This window comes from Mycobacterium sp. E3305, from assembly GCF_001666785.1.
Lineage (GTDB): Bacteria > Actinomycetota > Actinomycetes > Mycobacteriales > Mycobacteriaceae > Mycobacterium.
The window spans coordinates 1-22,754 of record NZ_LZJA01000255.1; the positions used below are offsets into that span (position 1 = coordinate 1).

The following is a 22,754-nucleotide window of genomic DNA, read 5'->3' on the forward strand; positions in this document are numbered from 1 at the left end:
GGATCGCGACCAGCGTCTCGGCCAGCCGGTGCCGGATCGCCTGGAAAGAGCTGATGTGACGGCCGAACTGGACGCGGGCAGGCGGGCATTGGGCTGGTGGTTGGTCGGCGCCGGCCGGGCCATGCTGGCGCTGGCGCGCCGGCACGCTTTGGACCGCGTCCAGTTCGGCCGTCACATCAGCTCTTTCCAGGCGATCCGGCACCGGCTGGCCGAGACGCTGGTCGCGATCCAGGGTGCCGAAGCGACGCTGCATGTCGCCACGCATTCCGACGATCACGACGGCCTTGCCTCGCTGCTGGCGAAGGCCGCCGCCGGCCAGGCGGCGCTGACCGCCGCCCGGCACTGCCAGCAGGTGCTCGGCGGGGTCGGCTTCACCGCCGAGCACGCGCTGCACCACCACGTCAAACGGTCGCTGACGCTGGACGGTCTGCTGGGCAACACGCGGGAGCTGACCCGGGATGCCGGAAAGGCTCTGGTGGACAGGGGTTTTGCGCCACGGCTTGCCGAGCTTTAGCCGGCCCCGGAATCCTGATCGCCAGTAGTAGCCTCCCGTTGTCGCTGTGCGGCGAGCAGAATGGCGGGTCCTGAATCTGTGTGACGGATGTGATCTAACGGGTGCGCGTACACTTCGTCTGGCCACCGAGACGATGGGACGCGATGAGTCAGCCCGAGCCTCCTCGAAACGAGCTGGGCGTCGCCTCGCTGCTCGTCGGCGTGGTCGCGCTCCTCACATGCTGGATGCTGCTCGGGGTGCCTTTCGGGATCGCGGCGGTGATCACGGGGGACGCGGCGCGCAGACGGGTCCAGCGGGGCGAAGCGAGCAATCCCCGAACCGCACTGGCGGGCATGGTGTTAGGCGCCGTGTCGATCGCCGCCGGGCTGGTCGCGATCGGGTACTACGCCTGGCGGGACGCCCGCTAATTCCGGGGGAGGCCGAGCACGCGCTCGGCGATGATGTTCCGCTGAATCTCCGACGTGCCGCCGGCGATCGTCGCGGCGAAGGTGCGCGCGTATCGGTCGAACCAGCTGCGGTAATGGCTGTCGAGGTTGAGGGCGGCGAACGGGGCGGTCACCGCGCGGTGCACCAGCCCGTCCGTCTGCGCGGCATTCAACGCGTCCTCCGATGCCCGTTGCAGGGCTTCGGAGCCCAGCAACTTGAGGACCGATTGGGCCGGCACGTCCTCTTCCCCGCGCGCGGCGCGCGACAACGCCACGGACCCCAGTAGGCGCAACGCGTAGGCGTCCATCACCAGGGTGGCGTAGCGATCCCGCTCAAGTGAGCTCGCGGGAGCGAAATCGATGCTCAATTCGTGCAGCAGGTCGACGTACCCCATCCACAGCATCACGCGTTCGTGCCCCAGGGAACCGGTCGCCACCCGCCATCCGCCGTTGAGTTCGCCCACCAGATTCTCGGCCGGCACCCGCGCGTCGGTGAAAAACACCTCATTGAAGTCGACTTCGTCGCTGTCACACATCGACGCGAACGGGCGGCGCACCACCCCCGGCGTATCGGTCGGAATCAGCAGCACGCTAATACCCTTGTGCTTCGGCGCCTTTGGGTCGGTTCGCACGAAGGTCAGCAACACGTCGGCGTCGTGGGCGCCAGAAGTCCACACCTTCTGCCCGTTGACGACGAAGTGGTCGCCGTCAAGCACCGCGCGCGTTTTCAGCGACGCGAGGTCCGAGCCCGCCCCCGGTTCGCTCATTCCCAGCGACGCGGTGATCTCGGCCCGCAATATCGGCGCCGCCCACCTGTGCTGCTGTTCGGGCGTGCCGAAGGTCAACAGCGAGGCCGCGATGATGCCCACGCCCTGCGGGTTGAAGCTTTGATAGATGCGTCGCCGCCCGAGTTCCTCCAAGTACACGTATTGCTGCAGCAGCGTGGCGTTGCGTCCGCCGAACTCGGGCGGATTTCCGGGGAGCAGCCACCCGCTGTCGAACAGCAGCCGCTGCCAGCGGCGGGCCCAGTCCGGCACGTGCGAGCTGGAGCGTGGCCGTTCGAACGCCTCGGCGTCGGAGGGCAGATGCGCGTCCAGGAAGGCGATGAATTCGGAGCGGAACGCCTCCACGTCCGCGTCAAAGGTGAGCTGCACGCGACTCCCCGCAACGGTCGTGAGCACCCCCCCGCGTCGGTAGATCACGATTTCCGCCGACGGCGCGGTTCGCTCTTATGATTACGCTTCCATACACACGTCTAAGAGAATAGTATTCTCGTGACGAGAAAGTTACAATCTCCGACACATGATCCGTGAGGGGGTCGAGCGCAGCGATGTCACGGCGTTCTCCGGTAGAGTCCAACCATGTTCTCCCCTCGCGGCAATCAGCTGAGCCGGCCGTGACCAGTCCGAGCGAAGAGCCGGCCTGGAAGCAGCGCGCCGTCGAGAGGTCGATCAAGACGGCCAAACTGCGTGCCGCGCAACGCGTTCAGCGCTTCCTGGACGCGGCGCAGGCGATCATCATCGAAAAGGGCTCCACGGACTTTACCGTGCAGGAGGTCGTCGACCGGTCCCGCCAGTCGTTGCGCAGCTTCTACCTGCAGTTCGATGGCAAGCATGAACTGCTGCTGGCGCTGTTCGAAGACGCCTTGAGTCGGTCCGCCGACCAGATTCGCGCCGCCACCGAGAGCCAGGCCGATCCCCTGGAACGACTCAAGGTCGCCGTCCAACTCCTCTATGAGGCCTCTCGCCCGGATCCGACGGCCAAGCGGCCACTGTTCACCGATTTTGCTCCGCGGTTGCTGGTCACACATCCGGCCGAGGTGAAGGTGGCCCATGCCCCCCTGCTGGCTTTGCTGACCGAGCTGATGGAAGCGGCCTACGACGCCGGCGAGCTGCGGGCGGGCGTGAACGCGAAGCGCATGGCCGCTATGACCATGCAAACGGTCATGTTCATCGCGCAATCCAGCGGGGGCTCCGACGACGCGACCATCCACCCCATCACCAGCGAAGAGGTATGGGATTTCTGCTCGCGCGGCTTCGTCGGCTAGCAGCGGCCCCGCCTTCCCGCGAGAACTGATCAAATACCGCACCTCATTTGCTGCCGAGAATCAGATTCTCTAATATTTAGAACCACAAATAGCCGAAACGGATTCGGCGTTGACACCTATGACCGGTGGTGACAGAGTGCAAAAGGCGGCGAGACCCGCGAGCCCGGGGGACGCGGTCCCGGTTGCTCTGCGCCGAGGCGTGCGATCAGTAGTCAGGAGTTGAGATAGCCATGACCGGACGTGTTGAGGGCAAGGTCGCTTTCGTCACTGGAGCGGCACGCGGTCAGGGCCGCAGCCACGCGGTGCGGTTGGCGCAAGAGGGTGCCGACATCATCGCCATCGACATCTGTAAGCCCATCCGCGAGGGCGTGACGGACACCGCGATCCCGGCCTCGACGCCCGAGGACCTCGCAGAGACGGCGGACCTGGTCAAGGCACACAATCGCAGGATTTTCACCGCCGAAGTCGACGTCCGTGACTTCGGCGCGCTGAAAGCAGCGGTGGACAGCGGTGTGGAACAACTCGGCCGGCTGGACATCATCGTGGCCAACGCCGGAATCGGTAACGGTGGCGACACTTTGGACAAGACCAGCGAAGAAGACTGGACCGAGATGATCGACATCAACTTGGCCGGCGTGTGGAAGACCGTGAAAGCCGGTGTGCCGCATCTATTGTCGGGCGGCAGGGGTGGTTCGATCATCCTGACCAGCTCGGTCGGCGGGCTGAAGGCCTACCCTCATACCGGCCACTACGTCGCCGCCAAGCACGGTGTCGTCGGGTTGATGCGTGCCTTCGGAGTCGAGTTGGGGCAACACATGATTCGGGTCAACTCGGTGCACCCGACCCACGTCAAGACGCCGATGTTGCACAACGATGGCACCTTCAAGATGTTCCGCCCGGACCTGGAGAACCCCGGTCCCGACGACATGGCGCCGATCTGCCAGATGTTCCACATCCTGCCGATTCCGTGGGTGGAGCCGGTCGACGTCAGCAATGCGGTGCTGTTCTTTGCCTCCGACGAATCCCGGTACATCACCGGCGTGACCCTGCCCATCGATGCGGGTAGCTGCTTGAAATAGAGTTCCGTCCCATGGACGGGTTTGAAGGTCGCGGAACGGTCGTCACCGGCGGGGCGAGTGGTATCGGCTTGGCCACCGCCACCGAATTCGCCCGCCGGGGCGCCCGCGTGGTGCTCTCCGATGTCGATAAACCAGGCCTGGAGCAGGCGGTAAACCACCTGCGCGCCCAGGGATTCGACGCGCACGGCGTGGTGTGCGACGTCCGGCATCTCCATGAGATGGTTCACCTCGCGAAAGAATCTTTCCGACTGCTCGGCCGCGTCGACGTCGTCTTCAGCAACGCCGGCATCGTGGTTGCCGGTCCGATCGCGCAGATGACCCACGACGACTGGCGATGGGTCATCGACATCGACCTGTGGGGCAACATCCACGCCGTCGAGGCGTTCTTGCCGAGGCTGCTCGAACAGGGCACGGGCGGACACATCGCCTTCACCGCATCCTTCGCCGGCCTGGTTCCCAACGCCGGCCTCGGGGCGTACGGCGTCGCCAAATACGGGGTGGTCGGCCTGGCCGAGACGCTCGCCCGCGAAGTAAAAGACAGTGGCATCGGCGTATCGGTGCTCTGCCCGATGGTCGTGGAGACGAAGCTGGTCTCCAACTCCGAACGGATCCGCGGCGCGGATTACGGGCTGTCGTCTTCGCCGAAGGCCGCGGACGGGACGTTACCAACTCAGGACGAGGGCGTCGGCGTTGAAGACGTCGCCCGACTGACGGCCGACGCGATCCTGGCCAACCGCCTGTATGTGCTGCCGCACGAGGCCGCCCGCGCGTCGGTCCGCCGCAGGTTCGAGCGCATCGACCGCACCTTCGAAGACCAAGCCGCCGAAGGGTGGAACCACTAACCGGACGGACCGAGCCGGTAATTCCCCGTCTGCGGGTCGTGGTACCAGCCGCTCGCCGCGTGGGTGCCGCCGTCGACGTGCAGGGTCTGCCCGGTCAGGTAGGCCGACATGTCGGAGGCCAGGAACACTGCGACACTGGCGATCTCGTCGACATGGCCGGCACGCCCCAGCGGCACGACGTGGCCGATTCCGGCCAGGGCCGCCTCGCCGCCCAGCTGTGCCAGCCCCTCGGTGAGCGTGATGTCGGGCGCGATCGCATTGACCCGGATGCCGTGTGGCGCCAGTTCCAGCGCCGCGGTCTGGGTGTAGTTGATGACCCCCGCCTTGGCCGCCGCGTAGGCCGCGTAGCCCGGCGCGGCGCGCACCCCCTCGATTGACGTCACCGAGATGATGCTGCCGCCCTGGCCCGCGGACACCAGCTGTCTCGCGACGCGCTGGGTGCACAGCAGCACGTGGCGCAGGTTGGCCCGGTACAGCGCATCCCAGCCGTTCTCACTCGTTTCCAGCAGCGGTGCGGAAAACACCCCTCCGGCGTTGTTCACCAGGATGGAAGGGACGCCGAGCTCTGCGTTCGTGCGCCGCAGCGCGTCGTCGACCTGGGCGCTGTCCCGTACGTCAATCGAGATGCCAAGGGCACCAATGGATTCCGCGGAGTCGACGCAGGTCTGCGGGTCACGTTCCCAGATCGCGACCGACGCGCCGAACGCGGTAAGCCCGGCCGCGACGCCACGGCCGATGCCCGCTCCCCCGCCGGTGACCACCGCCACGCGGCCGGTGAGCATGATGTCCGAGGGATCGATCGCCATCGCCGTGTCACATCGCCGGTTCGTGGCCGATGACGCCGTCGGCCTCCAACTGGGCGATCTCCGCGTCGCTCAATCCGAGTTCGGCCAGCAATTCGTGGTTGTGCTGCCCGAGCAGCGGCGCGTGCTGGGTGTGGAACGTCGAGGGCCCACCGGACGACCTGATCGGCACGGTGCTGAGCCTAGCCGGACCGTTGACCGGGTGGTCGACTTCCTCGAAGAACCCGCGGAATGTCAGCTGATCGAGTTCGGTCTGACGGTGCGGTTGCATGACCTTGGCCACCGGAACGCCGGCGTCCCACAGGGCTGCGAGGATCTCGTCGCCGCCGCGGCGCCCGCACCACGCCGACAACCGCACGTCGATGTCGGCGTGCCGCTCCTTGCGCCCGCTTGCGGTGGCCAGCTTGGGATCCGTTGCCCAGGCGGGCGACCCGATCGCCGCGCCCAGGGCCTCCCACTGCTCGTCGGTGTTCACCGCGATCGCTACCCAGCTGTCGGCCCGGCCGAACTCATCGACATCGGCGCTGCGGTAGAGGTTTTGCGGTGCCGCCCTGGGCCCCCGGTTGCCGTCGCGTGCCAGCAGCGCCCCGTAGGCGGAGTATTCGATGAGCTGCTCGGCGGCGATGCTGAGCGCGGCGTCGACCATCGCCGCTTCGACGAACACGCCCCGGCCGGTGCGCCGCCTGTGCGAGAGCGCCAGCAGCACCGCATTCGCGGCGTGCATGCCGGCATTGGGGTCACCGATCGAGTAGGGATCGTAGGGCGTGCGGTCGGCGTATCCCGTCAGCCACGTCAGTCCGGACGCCGCCTCGATGACATAGGCGAAGGCCGGGTTGTCGCGCCACGGCCCGTCCAGGCCGAACCCCGGCATCCGCACCAGCACCGCGTCGGGCTTGATGGCCTGCACGGCAGCGAAATCCAGCCCGATCTGCTCGAGGACGCGGGGCGTGAAATTCTCGACGACCACGTCGCAGGTCGCGATGAACCGGCGCAGTAGCTCCCGCCCGCGGGGGGTCTGCAGGTCCAGCGTCAAGTCTTTCTTGTTGGTGTTGAGCGCCGCGAAAATCGGCGACCGCTCCCACCACTGGGTTTCGGTGACGGGAACGCCGGCGATCAGCCGGGTCCCGTCGGGGCGGCGGACGGACTCGACGTGGATGACGTCGGCGCCCAGCATCGCCAGGAAATGCGTGCAGCATGGGCCGGCCCAGAACGTCGTCAAGTCGAGCACGCGAACCCCGTTCAGGGGCAGCGGGTTTGCCGGCCGGCTCGGCCCGGGGCGGAGGGTCAGGTTTGCGGTCCGATAATGCGCCGTATGCTCCCCCAGCCGCGGCGCCGGTTGGGGCCGGCACAGCAGTGGGGGATGCAGTCGATAAGGATGGCCCGGTTGGACAAACCGGTCGTCGGGGCTGCGCACGAACGAGCCGCGTTCGACGAAGTGGTCAAGGGATGCGACGTTGGCGCCGTTGGCAACCGGAGCGTTGGGTATCCGGAACGCCGTCGCGAGTTCTCGGATCTCCTCCACGGTGTGGTCTTCGAACCACGCGTAGATCTCGTCGGCGTTGAGGTTGGCCCGCTCGGTGATCGTCAGTTCGAGGTGTTCGTCGATCCATTCCGGACGGCCGATCATCGCGCACAGGTCGAACCACTGTTGCGCGGTCCCGCAGCCGACGTCGACGAGTCCGTCCTTGGCGCGGGCGACGCCCGGAACGGTAAGGCGCCGCGCGTCGCGCCACGGCCGCCCGAGCATCTCGAAATAGGTGACGGGATAATAGGTCAGCGACAAGATCTGGGTTTCCAGCATCGACAGGTCCAGGAGTTCGCCGGCGCCGCCGCAGGTTCGGCCGTAGCGCGATGCCAGCATCGCCGCGCTCGCGTGGACGCCGGCCATGTACTCGCCGACCTGTCCGCCGACGAACACCGGCGCCCGGCCCGGTTCGCCACGGCCGAGGCCGATGATGCCGCCCGACCATGCCTGCAGCGTGAATTCGGTGGCCGCACGGTCACGCCACGGCCCCTGGAGGCCGAAGGGCGTGATCGACATGACGGTGAGATGCGGGTAGCGGCGGTGCATTGCCGTAGGCGAAAAATCGTCGTGTTCGGCGACTTTCGAGCCGCCCGACCACACCACCGCATCGGCGGCCGAGAGCAGCCTGTCGACCAGCTCGACGTCGTCTTCGATGCCCGGATCCGCGACGACGCTGTGCTTTGCTCCGGCCAGAAAGCTGAACAGCGCGCCGTCACCGCCGGGTGGTATGCGGGTGCCGGAGGCGGACCATGAACGCAGTGGATCGCCCTTCGGCGGCTCGACTTTGACGACGTCGGCCCCGCCGTCGGCGAGCAACTTGGTGCAGTAGGCGCCCGCTATCCCGGTGGACAGGTCGACCACGGCATAGCCGGCCAACGGTGGTTCGGGGGTCGGTTCCGCCACTACCGCTTCCGCTTTCGGTCGGTGTCTTTCTTGGCGCCCTTGCGCCCCTTCTTGCTCGGCCGCCATTCCGGTGGCAACTTACCGTCGTTGTCTCTCACCGCCCCGCCCAGCCCGGCGATCGTGGGCGCATTCAGCTGATCCGGCCGATCGAACGTGATGGGGCGATGCGGGTCTCGCCATCCTTGTGGTACCTGACGATCTCCTCGGCGGAGGGTTCCGAGTTGCCGGACATGACTATTCGTGCCACGACGGGCTGCAAGTCAGCACCTCGGGTCCGTCGGCGGAGATGAGTACCGCCTCCCGCCCGAAGACGGCACCGGTTCCCTGCTCCCACACGTAGCCAGTCACGGCCAACACCATGCCGGCCTCGAGCCGTTCCCCCGCGGCGGTCGCCGGCAGGCGATTGGAGATGACGGGTGGGTCAAAGCCCATGCCCAGCCCGCGGGCGACCGGCATCGGCGGCGCGGCCTCCCCCGCGGCCTCGTAGGCGGACAACAACTCACCTGCTCCGGTTCCGGGTTGGCATGCGGCTAGCAGCCTGTCCCACAGGCTGTTCCAGCGCCGATACAGCGCCGCCGCACCGCGGGCCGCGCCGGCCGGCCAGGTGCGTCCAACCTCGCCGACGTAGCCACCGGCCAGCACACCGGCCGAGAACGCCACCAGGTCGCCATCTTTCACCCGGCCGTCGCTGGTGGCTAGCCGCCACGGGTGGTCTGGCGAGGTCACCCATGCGACATCCTGGTTCGACGGCGTGCTCACCCCGCCGGCCGCGACGGCCTCCAGCAGGACGCCGGCGAGCGCCTGTTCGGTTACCCCGGGCCGCAATTCGGACACGGCAGCGGCCAAGCCCGACTCGGCGACCGCGATTGCCTCGCGCAACGGGACCAGTTCCTCGGCCGTCTTGATGCGCCGGGCGGCGCGCATCGCCAGTTCGCCGTCCACGAGTTCCGCGTTGGGGAACGCCGTCGGCAACAACTGCGCGAACACAGGTGAGATCGCGTCGGTTCCGACGCGCCGGGCGGCGGCGGCCCCGTCGATGCGCTGCAGCGCCGACACGGTGTTCATCGGGTTCCACGTGATCCCGTAGAGGTTTTCGTGCGGGATGTCGTCGGGGACGCCCTCATCCCAGGTGCTGAGCAGATGGATCGCGCCGGTGTCGCGCACCAGCACACACGTCGGGCCGAACGGCCGGGTGCCGGCGACCCACAACTGCGGCGCGCCGGTGACGTATCGGACGTTGGCTTGGCGGCCGAGAACCAGGACGTCGAGGTCGCGCGCCGCCATCTGATCCAGCACACGCCGGCGGCGACCCGAGCGCAGCGCACGGTCGTCGGGGCAAACTTCAACTGACATGGGAGCCATAAGGGTCATAGGGGTAGTCGGTCAAGCGGATCCAGCCCTCCTCGGTGATTACCAAGACCTCTTCGCTGCGGTAACCGCCGGTGCCGTCCTCCCACACGACCGGCTCCAAGACCAGCACCATGCCGGGCCGCAGGACGAAGCTCTCGTCGAAGTCGGCGCCGAGATCGGTTCCGATCATGGGCATTTCGGCGGCGTTCACACCGATCCCGTGGCCCAGGTAGAAGTGCGGCAGCCACGGCTTGCTCCCGCCATTGGCTTCGATGGCGGCCCGGCCCAGATCGGCCGCCGTGACGCCGGCTTTGGCGACACCGAGAACGGCGGTCATGATCTCGAACCACCGGTCGAACTGCGCCCGCTGGCGTGGCGACGGGTCCCTGCCGACGATCCACGTGCGGCCGAAATCCGAGCAGTAGCCCCGGTAGGTGATGCTGACGTCGGTCCACAGCACGTCGCCCTCGGCGAGCACCCGCTCGGTGGTCAGCAGCGGCAACGCCAGGTCGCCGTGCGTGGTCCATACGCCGTCGGCCTTGCTCGGCGGCATCACCTGCCAGATCGGTTCGAGCATGCTGGCGGTGGCACCCAACTCGAAGGCCCGCCGCAAAAAGCTCGCCGACAACTCGATCTGGCGAATCCCCGGAGCCAGTCGCTTGTGCACCTCCACCATCGCCTCGTCGGTGATGCGGATGGCGGTGCGCATGCACGACAACTCGTCCGGCGTCTTCACCGACTTGGCGGCGCTCACAACGGCCGCGGCATCGACGGGCGGACCGCCGGGAAACAGCGACTTCGCGGCGCGCGACATGGCGCCGGTGCACTCGTCGACCGCGATCACCGCCTGGGCCGGGATCAAGCCGGCCAGCAGGCGCGCGAATTCTTGGACGCCCTCGTCGAATTCGAGATAGACCGGGCCGTGCACATGATCGGTGGGCAGGTCCGACTCCTGCGACGCGCCCTCACGGAACGGCAGGAACAGGTGCGGCCACTCGTCCCCGGCGAGCACGACGGCGACCGGCCGCTCCACATAGGACAGCCCGGCGTCGCCGAGCGGCCAACTCGTCCCGGTGGCATAGACCACCGCGCTGTTGCCCAGCAGGATCAGCGCGTCGACGCCGCGTTCGGCCATCGCCGAGCGGAGCCGGTCCCCTGTTTCGCGGCGCATGCGGCCCAGGTCTGGCGTCTCGGGGATCACCAGGCTGCTGGTGCCCGCGCCCGCTTGCGCGAACGTCGTCATCGGGTCTCCTACAGGCCCAGAAATGCGGTGATGTTGCCGCTCACGATCTTCGCGGCGTCGGCGGGGCCGACCGCGTCCACGACGGCGGCCAGCGACTTCTCGGAATACCCGTAGGTGCTTTCGTTGTGCGGGTAGTCGCTGGACCACATCACCTTGTCCACACCGATCTTGTCGATCAGCTGCAGGCCGAGCGGGTCGACCATGAACGACGCGCTCATATGGTTGTCCCAGTAGTACCGCACGTCGTGCTGCAACGGGCGGTTGAACATGTGCTGGTAGGAGGCGACCAGGTGCTCGGCGTCCTGCAACGCCCACGGAACCCAGGCGATGCCGCCCTCGAACCAGCCGATCCGCAGGCCGGGATGATCGTCGAGGATGCCGCCAAAGATGTACTTGGCGAACGTCTCCCGGAAGCCGTCGATGTTGATCATCATCCCGACCACGACGCTGTTGAACTCGGTCGGGCTCTTCGGCGGCGTCTCCCCGATGTGGTGGGTGACCGGAAGGCCGGCGGCTTCGATCTCATCCCACACCGGGCTCATCGACGTGCTGGAGTAGTCGATCGGGTTGCCGTCGTCATCCTTGCCCGGGTTCAGTGGCATCAAAAAAGTCTTGAGCCCCAGTGACTTCAGCTCGTCCAGCGTCCGTCGGGTCCCTTGGGGGTCCCACCAGTTGATCAGGCCGGCGCCGTAGAAGTGGCCATCCGAGCGTTCCTGGAGCTCGGCGATGTACTCGTTGTAGATGCGGAAGGCCAGTTCGCGAAGTTTCTTGTCCGGGTAATGGAACAGCGCCAGGATCGCGTTGGGGAACGCCAGTTCCTTTTCGACGCCGTCGTCGTGCAGCTCCTGGATGCGCGCCTCGATGTTGGTGCTTGCCGCGCCCGGAAGGTCGTCGTATTGCATCAGCACCGCACTGAAGTCACCCGGCAGGAACGACTGACCCTTGCGGCCGACTTGGTAGGCGCCGTCCTCGTACCAGATCCGCGGCGCTTTGTCCTTGAGGTCGTCGGGAAAGCGTTGGTAGAAAATGTCATCCGCCAGCGAGATGTGGTTGTCCGCGGAGAACACCACGGTTCCCGGCGGCAGGCCGACGTCCGCGCCCGAGGCGTGGCCGCGGCGATCCTTGGGGGCGCCGAAGCCGCCGGGCGGATAGAGCGAAACGGTGCTTGTTTGAGTCGTCATCGTTGACCCTCCATTCGGATCGGCGTTGTGAGCGTAGCGACCCGGGGGCTACCAGGTCACCGGAAGTTCGTAGACGCCGTAGGCGAGTCGGTCGTCTTTGAGGGGCACGTCCTCGACCGGGACGGCCAGTTCGAGCGTCGGGATGCGGCGGAGCAGGGTGCGGTACACGATTTGCAGCTCGGCGCGGGCGAGCTGCTGTCCCACGCACTGATGCCGGCCGTAGCCGAAAGCGACGTTGCGGTCGGCCCCCGAGCGGTGCAGGTACAACCGGTCGGGCTCGGGGAATGCGTGCGGATCCCAGTTGGCCGGGGCCAGGTCGATGATGATCCCTTCGCCGGCGCGGATCGTCTCGCCGGCGATGTGGATGTCTTCGAGCGCGACGCGACGCTGACCGTTCTGAATGATGCTGAGGTAGCGCAACAATTCCTCGACCGCGCTGGCAACGACCTTGGGGTCCTCGGCGTCGCGCAACACCGCCAACTGGTCCGGGTTCATCAGCAGCGCGAGCACCCCGAGGCCGATCATGTTCGAGGTGGTCTCGTGCCCGGCGATCAGCAACCCGGTACCCAGCTGCGCCGCCTCTTTCACGCTCAGCTCGCCGGCCTTCACCCGCTCGGCGAGATCGGACACCGCATCCTCGCCCGGATCCTCCATCTTGGCCTCGACGAGCTGCGCGAGATACCTGTTCAGGCTCATGGCGCCCTTGACGGTGTCTTCGCCCGTCGCGTACCGCGCGAGCCCGACATTCGCGTGGTGCTGGAACATGTCGGCGTCCTCGTACGGGACCCCGAGCAACTGGCTGATCACCAACGACGGAACCGGCAACGCCAGCGCGGTGATCACGTCGGCGGGCCGCGGGCCGGCCAGCATCGCATCGATGTGATCGTCGGTGATCTGCTGGATGGCCGGGCGCAGACCCTCAACGCGCTTGAACGTGAAGGGTTTCGACAGCATGCGCCGAAACCGGGTGTGCTCTTCCCCGTCGGCGGTGAAGACCGAACGCGGCCGCTTGTGCACCGTGGACAACATGCCCGCGTTCCAGTGCGGAAAACCGGCCAGCCGGTCGTCGACGCTGACCCGGGAATCCGAGAACAGCTCCCGCACCTGCTCGTACCCGGTGATGAGCCACGGTGTGCTGCCGTCCCAGATCCGGACCCGGGACAGCGGTCGCATCTTGGCCAGCGCCATCACACCAGGCGGCGGCGCGAACGGGCAGCCCACCTGCCTCGGCATCGGATAATCCGGGATCCCGGATGCCGCCTCGGCCGCGGAAGTGTTGGTCAGCGTTTCCGACATGTCATTCCTCGATGTGGATGGCGAGCGCGGGGCAGGCCGCGGCTGCCCGCCGGGCGCCGTCGGCCTGTTCGGGCGATGGACTGGGGTTGAGCAGAACCACGACGCCGTCATCGTCGCGCTGGTCGAACACCTCGGGCGCGTTCAACACGCAGTTCCCCGATGACGCGCAGACGTCTTGGTCGACAGCCACTTTCATCTGCAGACCTTTCACTCGTACGGCGTGACGGGCGCAAGCCACAAGCCCACGATGGCGTCGATGAGGCCCGATGCCGCGGCCCGCCAGGACCGCTGGGACGGTGAAGCACCCGCGGCCAGCGCTCGTTCCCGATCGGCGCACGTGTGCATCAACAGGTTGCGGGCCATGATGTTTCGTTCGAAGTGCACTTCGGCCGGCAGGTCGGGCAGGCAGCGGTTGATGCCGTCGACGACCTGGACCAGCGACGGTGAGCTCAGCGCGCCCTTGACGATGATGTTGTAGTACGCGGGATCGGTCATCGCCTGCGCCGCGAACCGCGCATACCAAGTGGGATTGCCGAGCTCCTCCAGGTGATCGGTCAGCGGGCGCACCAGGCAGGCGACCCAATCCCTCATCCCCGGGGATTTCTTCGAGTCGAGCAACTCGGCCACCATCTGCTCGCGCAACTGCTCGACCGGCCGGCGGTGCTTGTGTTCGATCGCCCGGACCAGATCGGCCTTGGTGCCGAAGTGGTAGCCCACCGCGGCGTTATTGCCCTGGCCGGCGGCCTCGCTCACCTGACGGTTCGACACCGCGAACATGCCGTGCTCGGCGTACAACCGCTCGGCCGCGACCAAGATCGCTTCCTGCGTGGAACTGGCCCGCTCGGTTCGCACGGTCCGGCCGATGGTGGTCACCCGGACAGTCAACCGCGGCCGCGCGATTAAGTCAAGCGATTGATTTAATTCGCCATTCGCCATTCGCCGTTCGCCGTGCGACGGCGTCGCTTCGGTGCCACATGGCGGACAGCGGGTGACAAAGGTCCCTCGCCCGGGTCGGCCCCACTGGGTCACGATGGCTTCTTGCGCGGCGGCGACGTGGCGGTGTCAGGACGGTGAACCATTGCGGGGGTAGGCATGTTGTCAGCCAGCCGGGTAGCGGCGATCGAGGAATCCGCGTGGTTCCAATCGAAGTGGTCGCCGTACCTGTTGGCCGACGCCGACTTGCGCATCCGCGCAGTGAATTCCGCCTGCGAACGCGTGTCGGGGCATCCGCGCGAAGAGCTGCTGGGCCACCAGCTGTTCGACGTCTTTCCGGACAACCCGGCTGATCCTGAAGCGGACGGGGTGGCCAACGTCTCCGCGTCGCTGGAGTGGGTCTTCCGCCGTGGGGTTCGGCACTGGATGGGGGTCCAGCGCTACGACCTTCCCGACCGGCGGAACCCGGGCGCGTTCGTCTACCGGGTCTGGACACCGATGAACGACCCGATCAAGGACGGCAAGAAGACCGTCGCCGTCCTGCAGCACGCCCAGGACGTCACCCGCGTCGTACCCCCGACGCCGGAGGAGCGCGCGTATCCGAAACTTTTCGAGTTGAGGCGCGCGGCCGAGGTGCTCGGGCGCCAATTTCCCGATCTCCCCAGCGAAGCGGTGCTCGGCGTGCTGACGCACTCGCACAGCGTGATCACTAAAAGCGCTGGCGCCGAGGACCTTGAGCGCGCGCAGGCACTCGCGAAGCTACGGCTGGAAACCCACGCCGGACATCCAGCGCAAGAGCCCTGACGCGGCGCCCTCACTCGCCCTTGCGGGGGCGGATCACCTTGCCGGCGGACGTCCCCCCGTCTACCGGCAGCACCGTACCGGTGACATAGCGCGACCGGTCGGTGGCGAAGTACAACGCCGCCTCGGCGACGTCCTCGGGCGTGCCCTCCCGCTTCAGTGGCCGGTCGTCGCGCATCCCCTGCCGAATTTTCGCCTCGAACCGCGCCAGCTCATCCGGATCCACGTCGACCGCCGACGACGCCAGGATAGGGGTGGGGATGCTGCCGGGGGCAATCGCGTTGACCCGAATCTCATGGCGCGCCAACTCGATTGCCGCCGACTTGGTGAACTGGACGACCGCGGCCTTCGAAGCACGGTAGATCATCACCCCGCCGCCCGCCTGGATTCCGCCGATCGACGTCAGGTTGATGATCGATCCGCCGCCGTTTTCGGCCATGTGGCGAGCGGCATCCCGGGTGCCGGCCATCACCCCCAGGACGTTGACCCCCATCACCCGGTGAAAGTCGGCGAGATCGTCGTCGAGCAGCCGGCGCAGGGGGCTGGAAATCCCGGCGTTGTTCACCATCACGTGCAGGCCGCCGAATCTCTCGACGGTGGTGGCGACCAAAGCCCCGACCTGTTCGGGATCGGAGACGTCCGTGCGCCGGAACAACGCCCCGGCGCCCAACGTGGCGGACAGCTCCTCGCCCCGGTCCGCCTCGACGTCGGCGATGACCACCCGCGACCCCTCGGCAACGAACCGTTCCGCTATCCCGCGACCGATTCCCGACGCGCCGCCGGTAACGATGGCAACCTTGCCAGCCAGTTCGTTGACCACCCGACGAGTTAATCCGCGTCGACCAGGTTAAGTCAAGCAGTTGATTTAAGCGGTCGGAGGGAGAGGGTACGGCCCGAGGGTTCCCCTTGTCCCGCGCACCGGCCATGCTGAGGGGACCAGTTCATCGGGAAACTCGGGAGGGCTCGACATGAAGGTATTGGTCATCGGGGGCAGCGGACTCATCGGGTCGCAGGTCATCGCCAATCTGACGGAGTTGGGGCACGAGGCGGTGTCAGCCTCGCCGCGGTCGGGGGTCGACTCCGTGACCGGCGAAGGTCTCGCCGAGGCCGTGGCGGGCGTGCACACGGTGGTAGACGTGTCGAATTCGCCGTCGTGGGCCGACGACGATGTGCTGAACTTCTTCACCACCTCCACCCGCAACCTGCTGGAGGCGGAGCGGGCCGCCGGCGTGCAGCACCATGTAGCCCTCTCGATCGTGGGCGCCGATCGCACCCAGGAGAGCGGCTACATGCGGGCCAAGGTCGCCCAGGAGAAGCTGATCAAGGAATCGGGACAGCCGTACTCGATCGTGCGGGCGACGCAGTTCTTCGAATTCGTCAGCGGCATCGCCGATTCGGCGACCGACGGCGACACTGTTCGCCTGCCGCATGCGGCGTTCCAGCCCATCGCCGCCAAGGACGTCGCCGCGGCCGTAAGCCGCGCAGCGGCCGGTGAGCCGACCAATGGGGTCACCAACATCGCGGGTCCCGAAAAGCTGGGCATGGACGACTTCGCCCGCGCCAGCCTGGCCGCGGACGGCGATGCACGCCAGGTCGTGACCGATCCGACGGCGCGCTACTACGGCGCCGAACTCGATGACCACAGCATCGTTCCCATCGACGGGGAAGACCCGACGATCTACTCCACCCGCTTCAGCGACTGGAAGGCCAGTCAAACTCCCAGCGGTGCGCGCTAGCCGGCCGCGGAAAGCCACCGGGGGGTGAGACCGATGCCACGAGTCGCATTGATCACCGGAGCAAGCCGGGGAATCGGGGCGGCGACCGCGCGGGTCCTGGCCGAGGCGGGCATGCGGGTGGTGGTCAACCACCGCGCGAGCGCGCCGGAAGCGGAGGAGGTGGTGGCCGGCATCACCGCGGCCGGCGGCGAAGCCGTCGCGATTCAAGCCGATGTCACCGTGCCCGGCGACGTGTCGGCGATGGTCGACGAAATCGCGCAGCGCTGGGGCGGGGCCGACGTGCTGGTCCACAATGCGCTGATCCCGTTCGTCGTCACCTCGTTCGCCGACCTCACCTGGGAACAACTGGGTGGCAAGGTGAACACCGAGCTGCACGCCGCATACCTGTTGACCAAATCTGTTGTACCGCACATGATTTCCCGCGAATATGGCCGGTTGATCTATCTGAGCACCGGACTTTCGCGTCGTCCGCGCGAAGGGATGATCGCGCTGGGCACGGCGAAGGCGGCGCTGGACCAGTTCGTCCGATACGTCGCACTCGAGCTGGCGCCGCACGGGATCACCGCGAATCTCGTCGCGCCCGCCACCGTGGGCGGCACGACGGTGACCGGGCAGCTCTCCTCCGAGCGGGTGCGTCAGCTCGGAGAGGCCGCGCCGATGGGTAGGCTCGTCACCCCCGAGGAGGTCGCCCACACGATCGCGTTCTTGGCCAGTGCGGACTCGGGTTTCACCACCGGGCACTATCTGCCGGTCAACGGCGGCCTGGCGATGGACTGAACACCGTGCACACCATCGATTTGGCCTACGTCGGGCGCGGCATTCACGAAGAACTGGTCGCGTATGTGGCCGATCAGGAGGGTTACTTCCACGATGAGGGGGTGCACGTGGCGGTGCGGGACGGAATAGGCTGGGACACAGAGCGTCTGCGCTCCTGCGCGACGATCGGCCTCGGACGTGCCGTGTTGTCGCGACTGACGCACGGCATCGAATGGACGGTCCTGAGCGTCAACACGCACCGTCCGCTGTTCTGGTTCCTGGGCGGCGCCGGGGTGAGATCCATGGCGGATCTTCGCGGGCGCCGGCTTGCGGTGCACGCACCGCACACCGCGCCGGGCTGCTTCGCCCGAATCGTGCTGCGTCGGCACGGCCTTGATCCCGATCACGACCTCGAGTGTGTGGTGCGCGCGCCCGGTGACTACCAGATGGATTTGAGGAAGCTGCGGGATAAGTCGATCGACGCCGCGTATGTCGGGAGCACTCTTGATCCCGAGCAGGTCGCCGAGGAGGAAGGCTTCCACGCGCTGGCCTGGGTGGGAGATCACTTCCAGATTCCCACCGTCGGAGTCGCTGTGGATCCGACCCGGCTTCCGATCGACAGCCCGGCTGTCCAAGCGGTGGTGCGGGCCAACCGACGTGCCCTGAAGACCATGGCGGAACGGCCCGATTTGGCGATCGGCCACATGGCGTCATTCTTGAACCGGCTGACGGTCGCCGAACTGCAACGCCACTACGAGCACTACATCGGTCCGTACTTCACCGCCGACGGCCGGGTGCACCTCGATACCGCCCAGCGCGCGCTCGACGCGGTCGCCGCCGAACTCGGCGTCACGCCGCTGCCGGCCCAGCGGATCTACCAGCCTGCCGTCTAGCCGGGCACTGAAAAACGAGGTCGGTTCATGTTCGCTTCGGCCGCGCGGCGCTGCTCGCCGCCCACGATCGGTGCTGCCCGTTGCGCTCCGCGGGCCGCCCGGACGCGGTATAAGACAGGGGGACGAGTCGAGCAAACGAGGAGCGATCGATGCGTGTGCAACCCGCAAGTGGTGCCCCCTTCGAGCAAACGCTCCTCACCAGGCGAGGATTCATCGCCGCCGGCATCGCCGGGGGGTTCGCGCTGACGGCGTGCAGTCAATCCAAGCCCGCGCTGTCGGGCGACGCCCAGATGGCCGCCGCCATTGACGCCGCCGAGGCCGCCCGGCCGCACAGCGGCCGCACCGTCACCGCCAGCCTGACCGCTCAATCGGTCCAGATCGACCTCGGCGGTCCCGTTGTCCGCACGCTGGCCTACGGGAACTCGATCCCCGGAGCGCCGATTCGGGCGCGAATCGGTGACGAGCTGGTGGTGAACGTGTCGAACCGGCTCGACCACCCGACGTCGGTGCACTGGCACGGCATCGCGCTGCGCAACGACATGGACGGCGCCGCGCCCGCCAGCCCGAACATCCCGGCCGGCCAGGACTTCACCTACCGCTTCTCCGTCCCGAATGCGGGCACCTACTGGGCCCATCCGCATACCGGCGGCCTGGACGCCGACACGGGTCTCTACCTGCCGGTCATCGTCGACGACCCGACGGAGGGCAATTACGATGCCGAATGGATTGTGGTACTTGATGACTGGACCGACGGCATCGGAAAGTCGCCTCAGCAGCTCTACACCGAACTGACCAGCCCGAACAAGCCCGCCCCGCCAAGCGCGCCCCCGACGACGACCACCACTTCCACCACGAGTGAGACGCCCACGACGACGTCGACGAGTGAGACCTCGGCAACGTCGACCAGCCCGACCAGCTCGACAAGCCCGCCGCCCCCGACGGCCGCGACCTCTGGCGGCAGCGTGGGCAGAAGCGATCTGCTCGGCGGCGACGCCGGCGACATCGCTTACCCCTACTACCTGATCAACGGCCGAATCCCCGCCGCTCCCATGAGCTTCAGCGCGAAGCCGGGGCAGCGCATCCGGATCCGCTTCATCAACACCGGCTCCGACACCACGTTCCGCGTCGCGCTGGCCGGTCATTCGATGACGGTCACCCACACCGACGGTTACCCCGTGGTCCCCACCCAGGTCGACGCGCTGCTGATCGGGATGGCCGAGCGCTACGACGTCATCGTGACCGCCGCCGACGGCGTATTCCCCTTGGTCGCACTCGCGGAGGGAAAGAACGCTCTGGCCCGCGCGCTGCTGTCCACCGGCGCGGGCGGCCCGCCCGACCCCGGATTCCAACCGCCGGAGCTCAATCGACGGGTGGGCACGGTCGAGATGTTCACGGCCACAACGCCGGTGAACCTGGGCCGGCCGCAGCCGGGCCTGAACCTCCCGGTGGTGTTGGGCGGCAACATGGTCCAGTACAACTGGACTATCAATGGAAAGCCCTACAGCGACACCGAACCGTTGCACGTCCGGCAGGGTGAACGCCCCACGATCACGTTCGACAACACCACGATGATGTATCACCCGATTCACCTGCACGGCCACACTTTCCAACTGATCAAGGCCGACGGAAGCCCCGGACCCCGCAAGGACACCCTGATGGTGCTGCCCAACCAGAAACTGCTCGCCGTGCTGGTGGCCGACAATCCGGGTTTGTGGATGTTGCACTGCCACAACACCTATCACCAAGAGGCAGGCATGCAGACCCGGCTGGACTACGTGTTCTAAACGTTCGCGGCGAGGAAATCGAGCAGCAGACCGTTCACCGCTGCCGACTGCTCGATCTGTGGGCAGTGGCCGGCCCTGTCGACCACGACGGAGCGGGCACCGTCGATCTGCTTGGCGATCTGGGCGGACCAGCCGGCCGGCAGCAGCTTGTCCTCTCCCCCTTCGACGACCAACGTCGGCACGCTGATGCGCTGGTAGACCCGCGCGCTCGACGGGGTGGGGGGACGTGACGAGCCCGGGCGGCGAAAACGCGCCGCCGCCACCGCCTCCCACGCACCCGGCGCGGTACTCGACTCGTAGCGGCGTCCCACGTATTGCTCGTCGTCCGGATAGCCGGGGTCGTGGAACAGGGCTTCGACGATGCGCCGCATGGCCGGGAGCGTCGCGTCGTACTCCTGCAGCGCCGCAAAGTGTTTGTTCTGCTGGATGTCTCCGCCCCCGCAGATGATCGTCAGGCTGCGGACCGGTAGCAGCGACGTGTCCGCCGTGGCGTCGGTGAGCAGGTTGATGGCGCCCATCGAGTTGCCGACGAAGTGCGCCGAGTCGACGCCGAGCAGTTCACAGAACCGCGCCACGTGCCGGATCCGCATCCCGCGCCCGTCGACGAAATCGATGACCTTCGCCGAGGCCCCGAAGCCCAGCTGGTCCGGTGCGAGCACCCGGTATCGGCCGGCCAGCGCCGCGATGTTGCGTTCCCAGCCCAGCTCGGCGCTCGCGCCGAATTCACCGCCGTGCAGCAGCACCACCGGCTCGCCGTCGCCCGCCTCAAGGTAGCCGGTCGTCAGGCCGTCCACCAGCATGCTCTTGCGCGCGAAGGCCATCACTTGATCGCGATCGGGTTGACCGGAGAGCCGACCGCCCCGACCACCCGCAGGGGCGGCGCGACGAGCTGGAACTCGTACACGCCGTCGGCGGCGCAGTCCTCGGCGAGCGCGGTGAGGTCCCAGTATTCGCCGAAGATCATCCCCATGTCGCGCAGGCAGAGCAGGTGCAGGGGGAAGGTGATTCCGTCGATGCCGGACACCAGGTCTTCGACCTGAAGGTTGTCGGCGGCGACGGCCGCGATCTCGTGATCGTGCAGCCAGTGGGCGCACCGCCAGTCGAGCCCGGAGTAGCCTTCCGTCTTGTTTCCGGTCATGAGAAACCTTGTCCACCAGCCGGTCCGGATGAGCACGATGTCGCCCCGGCCGATGGTCACGCCCTGGGCGCGAACCACGTCGTCGAGTTCCTCCGGCGAGATCGGATTCCCGGCTTCGAGGAAGACCTCCGCCCCGCGGTGGCGAACCAGGTCCAGCAGCACGCCGCGGGAGGTGATGCCCTTGACGTCGACCTTGTCGATACCGCAGTGGTAGGCGCCCATGCTGGTCACCGAATCCGCCGCGAAACCGTTGTAGAGGTGGTCGTCGTAGTAGACGTGGGACAGCGCATCCCACTGGCTCGCCGCCTGCAACGGCATGATGATGATGTCGTCGTTGAACCGGAACGGGTTGTCGGCCGTCATGTAGCCACTCAGCTGGTGGGCCAACGGGTTACGCGGCCAGTTCGGCCCGTACTTGGCCAGCGTGTGCACGTCGCCGCCGTCGACGGTCATGATGTGGACCGGGTTGTGCCGGAACTCGAACGCGCCCTGCGGACCCGAGGCGCCGAAGTCCACGCCGAGCGGGAACACCTTGCCGTGCCTCACCAGACTCGCGGCCTGGGCTACCTTGTCCGCGGTGATGAAGTTGAGGGTGCCTAGCTCGTCGTCGTCGCCCCACCGTCCCCAGTTGGAGACGTCGCGCGCGGCCCGACGGAAGTCGGTCAAGTCGGTCACCGGGCTCCTTCCTGCCTTGGTAAGAGGTCACGCGCAATCGCGGCGCCCACGTTTCCGCCGTCGACCCAGATGACCTGGCCCGTGATGTAGCTGGCTGCACCACTATTCAAGAAGAGCAATACCGCGGCCTGCTCTTCGGGGTCGGAGACCCGACCCAACGGCTTGGGGATGTCGTCGAGGAATCCCTGCCCGTACGCAGTCCGGAGCTGGTCGAGGATCGGGGTCTCGGTGACCCCGGGGCCGGTGCAGTTGATGCGGATGCCCCTGGCACCCAGCGGTGTAGCGCTTCGCATGGTGTAGAAGATGATCGCCTCTTTGGACAGTTGGTAGCCGTTGCCGAGGCCCTGGGGATTGGCGTGGCACCACTCGATGCCCTCCCGCATCGTCGCGGTGTTCAGCAGGGGCGCGACCAGCGCCACGTGTTCGCGATAGGCGGCCGCCGCGAGCGAGGACACGCTCACGATCGACGATCCCGCGACCATCTTGGGAACCAGCGCCTCGGTGAAATGGCGCAGGCCCAGGAAGTTCACCGTGGCAACGAGGGCGGGGTCGCCGATCCCGGACGAGACGCCGGCGACGTTGAAAAGCGCGTCGACCGGCCCGCCGATCGAGGCGACGGCGTCATCGATCGAACCCTGGACAGCCAGGTCCACCTCACGAAAGTCGTTGAGCTGCACGTCCGGTCGCAGCCTGTCCAGCCCGACGACGTCGGCACCGAGTTCGGTGAGTTGGCGAACCAGCTGCCCCCCGATGCCCGAGGCGCACCCGGTCACCACCGCACGGCGGCCGTCGTAGCGCCAGAGCTCGTCGATCGATCCCAAGGCCGTCTC

At 67.2% G+C, this 22,754-nt stretch carries 23 protein-coding genes and 1 pseudogene; 10 read left to right on the forward strand and 14 right to left on the reverse strand.

What is annotated here, in order from left to right; genetic code table 11:
* Both A5701_RS23055 and A5701_RS23060 read left to right on the forward strand, forming a co-directional pair.
* The coding region (locus A5701_RS23055) for an acyl-CoA dehydrogenase family protein (protein WP_197505043.1) at nt 1–514 on the forward strand (514 nt) is incomplete at its 5' end.
* 143 nt (nt 515–657) lie between these two features.
* The gene (locus A5701_RS23060; protein WP_067759618.1) at nt 658–921 is read left to right on the forward strand and encodes a DUF4190 domain-containing protein; all 264 of its coding nucleotides are present in this window, start codon (nt 658–660) and stop codon (nt 919–921) included.
* Here the strand turns inward: A5701_RS23060 and A5701_RS23065 are convergent.
* Nucleotides 918–2,093: an acyl-CoA dehydrogenase family protein gene (locus A5701_RS23065; RefSeq protein ID WP_067759622.1), complete on the reverse strand. Its 1,176-nt coding sequence runs from the start codon at nt 2,091–2,093 to the stop codon at nt 918–920. The two genes, A5701_RS23060 and A5701_RS23065, sit on opposite strands and share 4 nt — an antisense overlap.
* Before the next feature lie 242 nt (nt 2,094–2,335).
* Here A5701_RS23065 and A5701_RS23070 point away from each other — a divergent pair, with 242 nt between their 5' ends.
* The 3 genes from A5701_RS23070 to A5701_RS23080 all read left to right on the forward strand — a co-directional run bounded on the left by A5701_RS23070 (nt 2,336) and on the right by A5701_RS23080 (nt 4,907).
* Nucleotides 2,336–2,986, forward strand: coding sequence for a TetR/AcrR family transcriptional regulator (locus tag A5701_RS23070; RefSeq protein ID WP_067759625.1), 651 nt, complete (start codon nt 2,336–2,338; stop codon nt 2,984–2,986).
* A 230-nt stretch (nt 2,987–3,216) separates the two neighbouring features.
* Entirely contained in the window at nt 3,217–4,065 is an 849-nt protein-coding gene (locus A5701_RS23075; protein ID WP_067759629.1) for a mycofactocin-coupled SDR family oxidoreductase, read from the forward strand.
* 11 nt (nt 4,066–4,076) lie between these two features.
* Complete coding sequence (locus A5701_RS23080; protein ID WP_067759635.1) at nt 4,077–4,907, forward strand: SDR family NAD(P)-dependent oxidoreductase; 831 nt, start codon at nt 4,077–4,079, stop codon at nt 4,905–4,907.
* Here the strand turns inward: A5701_RS23080 and A5701_RS23085 are convergent.
* From A5701_RS23085 to A5701_RS23120, 9 genes and pseudogenes are all read right to left on the reverse strand, one after another.
* A complete protein-coding gene (locus tag A5701_RS23085) occupies nt 4,904–5,713 on the reverse strand; it encodes an SDR family NAD(P)-dependent oxidoreductase (RefSeq protein ID WP_067759639.1) in 810 nt (269 codons plus the stop codon). The two genes, A5701_RS23080 and A5701_RS23085, sit on opposite strands and share 4 nt — an antisense overlap.
* A gap of 7 nt (nt 5,714–5,720) precedes the next feature.
* Entirely contained in the window at nt 5,721–8,138 is a 2,418-nt protein-coding gene (locus A5701_RS23090) for a CaiB/BaiF CoA-transferase family protein (RefSeq protein WP_231972869.1), read from the reverse strand.
* Between the two features lie 113 nt (nt 8,139–8,251).
* Nucleotides 8,252–8,370, reverse strand: a pseudogene (locus tag A5701_RS29425) (enoyl-CoA hydratase/isomerase family protein); the annotation flags it as partial.
* A 2-nt stretch (nt 8,371–8,372) separates the two neighbouring features.
* On the reverse strand, nt 8,373–9,491 hold the full coding sequence (locus tag A5701_RS23095; RefSeq protein ID WP_067759643.1) for a Xaa-Pro peptidase family protein: 1,119 nt from the start codon (nt 9,489–9,491) through the stop codon (nt 8,373–8,375).
* A complete protein-coding gene (locus tag A5701_RS23100; RefSeq protein WP_067759648.1) occupies nt 9,481–10,731 on the reverse strand; it encodes a Xaa-Pro peptidase family protein in 1,251 nt (416 codons plus the stop codon). The genes A5701_RS23095 and A5701_RS23100 overlap by 11 nt, the downstream gene beginning before the upstream one ends.
* Before the next feature lie 8 nt (nt 10,732–10,739).
* Complete coding sequence (locus tag A5701_RS23105) at nt 10,740–11,801, reverse strand: amidohydrolase family protein (protein WP_197505044.1); 1,062 nt, start codon at nt 11,799–11,801, stop codon at nt 10,740–10,742.
* A gap of 159 nt (nt 11,802–11,960) precedes the next feature.
* Nucleotides 11,961–13,208: a cytochrome P450 gene (locus tag A5701_RS23110; RefSeq protein ID WP_067759658.1), complete on the reverse strand. Its 1,248-nt coding sequence runs from the start codon at nt 13,206–13,208 to the stop codon at nt 11,961–11,963.
* Nucleotide 13,209: 1 nt separating this feature from the next.
* Entirely contained in the window at nt 13,210–13,404 is a 195-nt protein-coding gene (locus A5701_RS23115; RefSeq protein ID WP_067759844.1) for a ferredoxin, read from the reverse strand.
* A gap of 11 nt (nt 13,405–13,415) precedes the next feature.
* Nucleotides 13,416–14,081, reverse strand: coding sequence for a TetR family transcriptional regulator (locus tag A5701_RS23120; RefSeq protein WP_067759664.1), 666 nt, complete (start codon nt 14,079–14,081; stop codon nt 13,416–13,418).
* Nucleotides 14,082–14,300: 219 nt separating this feature from the next.
* Here A5701_RS23120 and A5701_RS23125 point away from each other — a divergent pair, with 219 nt between their 5' ends.
* Nucleotides 14,301–14,945, forward strand: coding sequence for a PAS domain-containing protein (locus A5701_RS23125; protein ID WP_067759669.1), 645 nt, complete (start codon nt 14,301–14,303; stop codon nt 14,943–14,945).
* Nucleotides 14,946–14,955: 10 nt separating this feature from the next.
* On the opposite strand, the gene A5701_RS23130 is transcribed toward A5701_RS23125, so the two are convergent.
* Nucleotides 14,956–15,762 (reverse strand): SDR family NAD(P)-dependent oxidoreductase, encoded by an 807-nt coding sequence (locus A5701_RS23130; protein ID WP_067759673.1) that lies wholly within the window; start codon nt 15,760–15,762, stop codon nt 14,956–14,958.
* 148 nt (nt 15,763–15,910) lie between these two features.
* Here A5701_RS23130 and A5701_RS23135 point away from each other — a divergent pair, with 148 nt between their 5' ends.
* The 4 genes from A5701_RS23135 (at nt 15,911) to A5701_RS23150 (ending at nt 20,111) form a co-directional block, all read left to right on the forward strand.
* The gene (locus A5701_RS23135; protein ID WP_067759678.1) at nt 15,911–16,678 is read left to right on the forward strand and encodes an SDR family oxidoreductase; all 768 of its coding nucleotides are present in this window, start codon (nt 15,911–15,913) and stop codon (nt 16,676–16,678) included.
* Nucleotides 16,679–16,711: 33 nt separating this feature from the next.
* Entirely contained in the window at nt 16,712–17,455 is a 744-nt protein-coding gene (locus tag A5701_RS23140) for an SDR family NAD(P)-dependent oxidoreductase (RefSeq protein WP_067759683.1), read from the forward strand.
* A gap of 5 nt (nt 17,456–17,460) precedes the next feature.
* On the forward strand, nt 17,461–18,327 hold the full coding sequence (locus tag A5701_RS23145) for an ABC transporter substrate-binding protein (RefSeq protein ID WP_067759688.1): 867 nt from the start codon (nt 17,461–17,463) through the stop codon (nt 18,325–18,327).
* A gap of 149 nt (nt 18,328–18,476) precedes the next feature.
* Entirely contained in the window at nt 18,477–20,111 is a 1,635-nt protein-coding gene (locus A5701_RS23150; RefSeq protein WP_067759692.1) for a multicopper oxidase family protein, read from the forward strand.
* Here the strand turns inward: A5701_RS23150 and A5701_RS23155 are convergent.
* Genes A5701_RS23155 through A5701_RS23165 form a run of 3 tightly spaced genes read right to left on the reverse strand, consistent with a single transcriptional unit; the run spans nt 20,108 to nt 22,745 of the window.
* Nucleotides 20,108–20,932 carry an alpha/beta fold hydrolase gene (locus tag A5701_RS23155; protein WP_067759696.1) on the reverse strand — a complete coding sequence of 275 codons (825 nt, stop codon included), beginning with the start codon at nt 20,930–20,932 and terminating at the stop codon, nt 20,108–20,110. The two genes, A5701_RS23150 and A5701_RS23155, sit on opposite strands and share 4 nt — an antisense overlap.
* Entirely contained in the window at nt 20,932–21,924 is a 993-nt protein-coding gene (locus tag A5701_RS23160) for a cyclase family protein (protein WP_067759705.1), read from the reverse strand. The genes A5701_RS23155 and A5701_RS23160 overlap by 1 nt, the downstream gene beginning before the upstream one ends.
* A complete protein-coding gene (locus tag A5701_RS23165; RefSeq protein WP_067759707.1) occupies nt 21,921–22,745 on the reverse strand; it encodes a coniferyl-alcohol dehydrogenase in 825 nt (274 codons plus the stop codon). Before A5701_RS23165 ends, A5701_RS23160 begins: the two co-directional genes overlap by 4 nt.
* Nucleotides 22,746–22,754 lie beyond the last annotated feature (9 nt).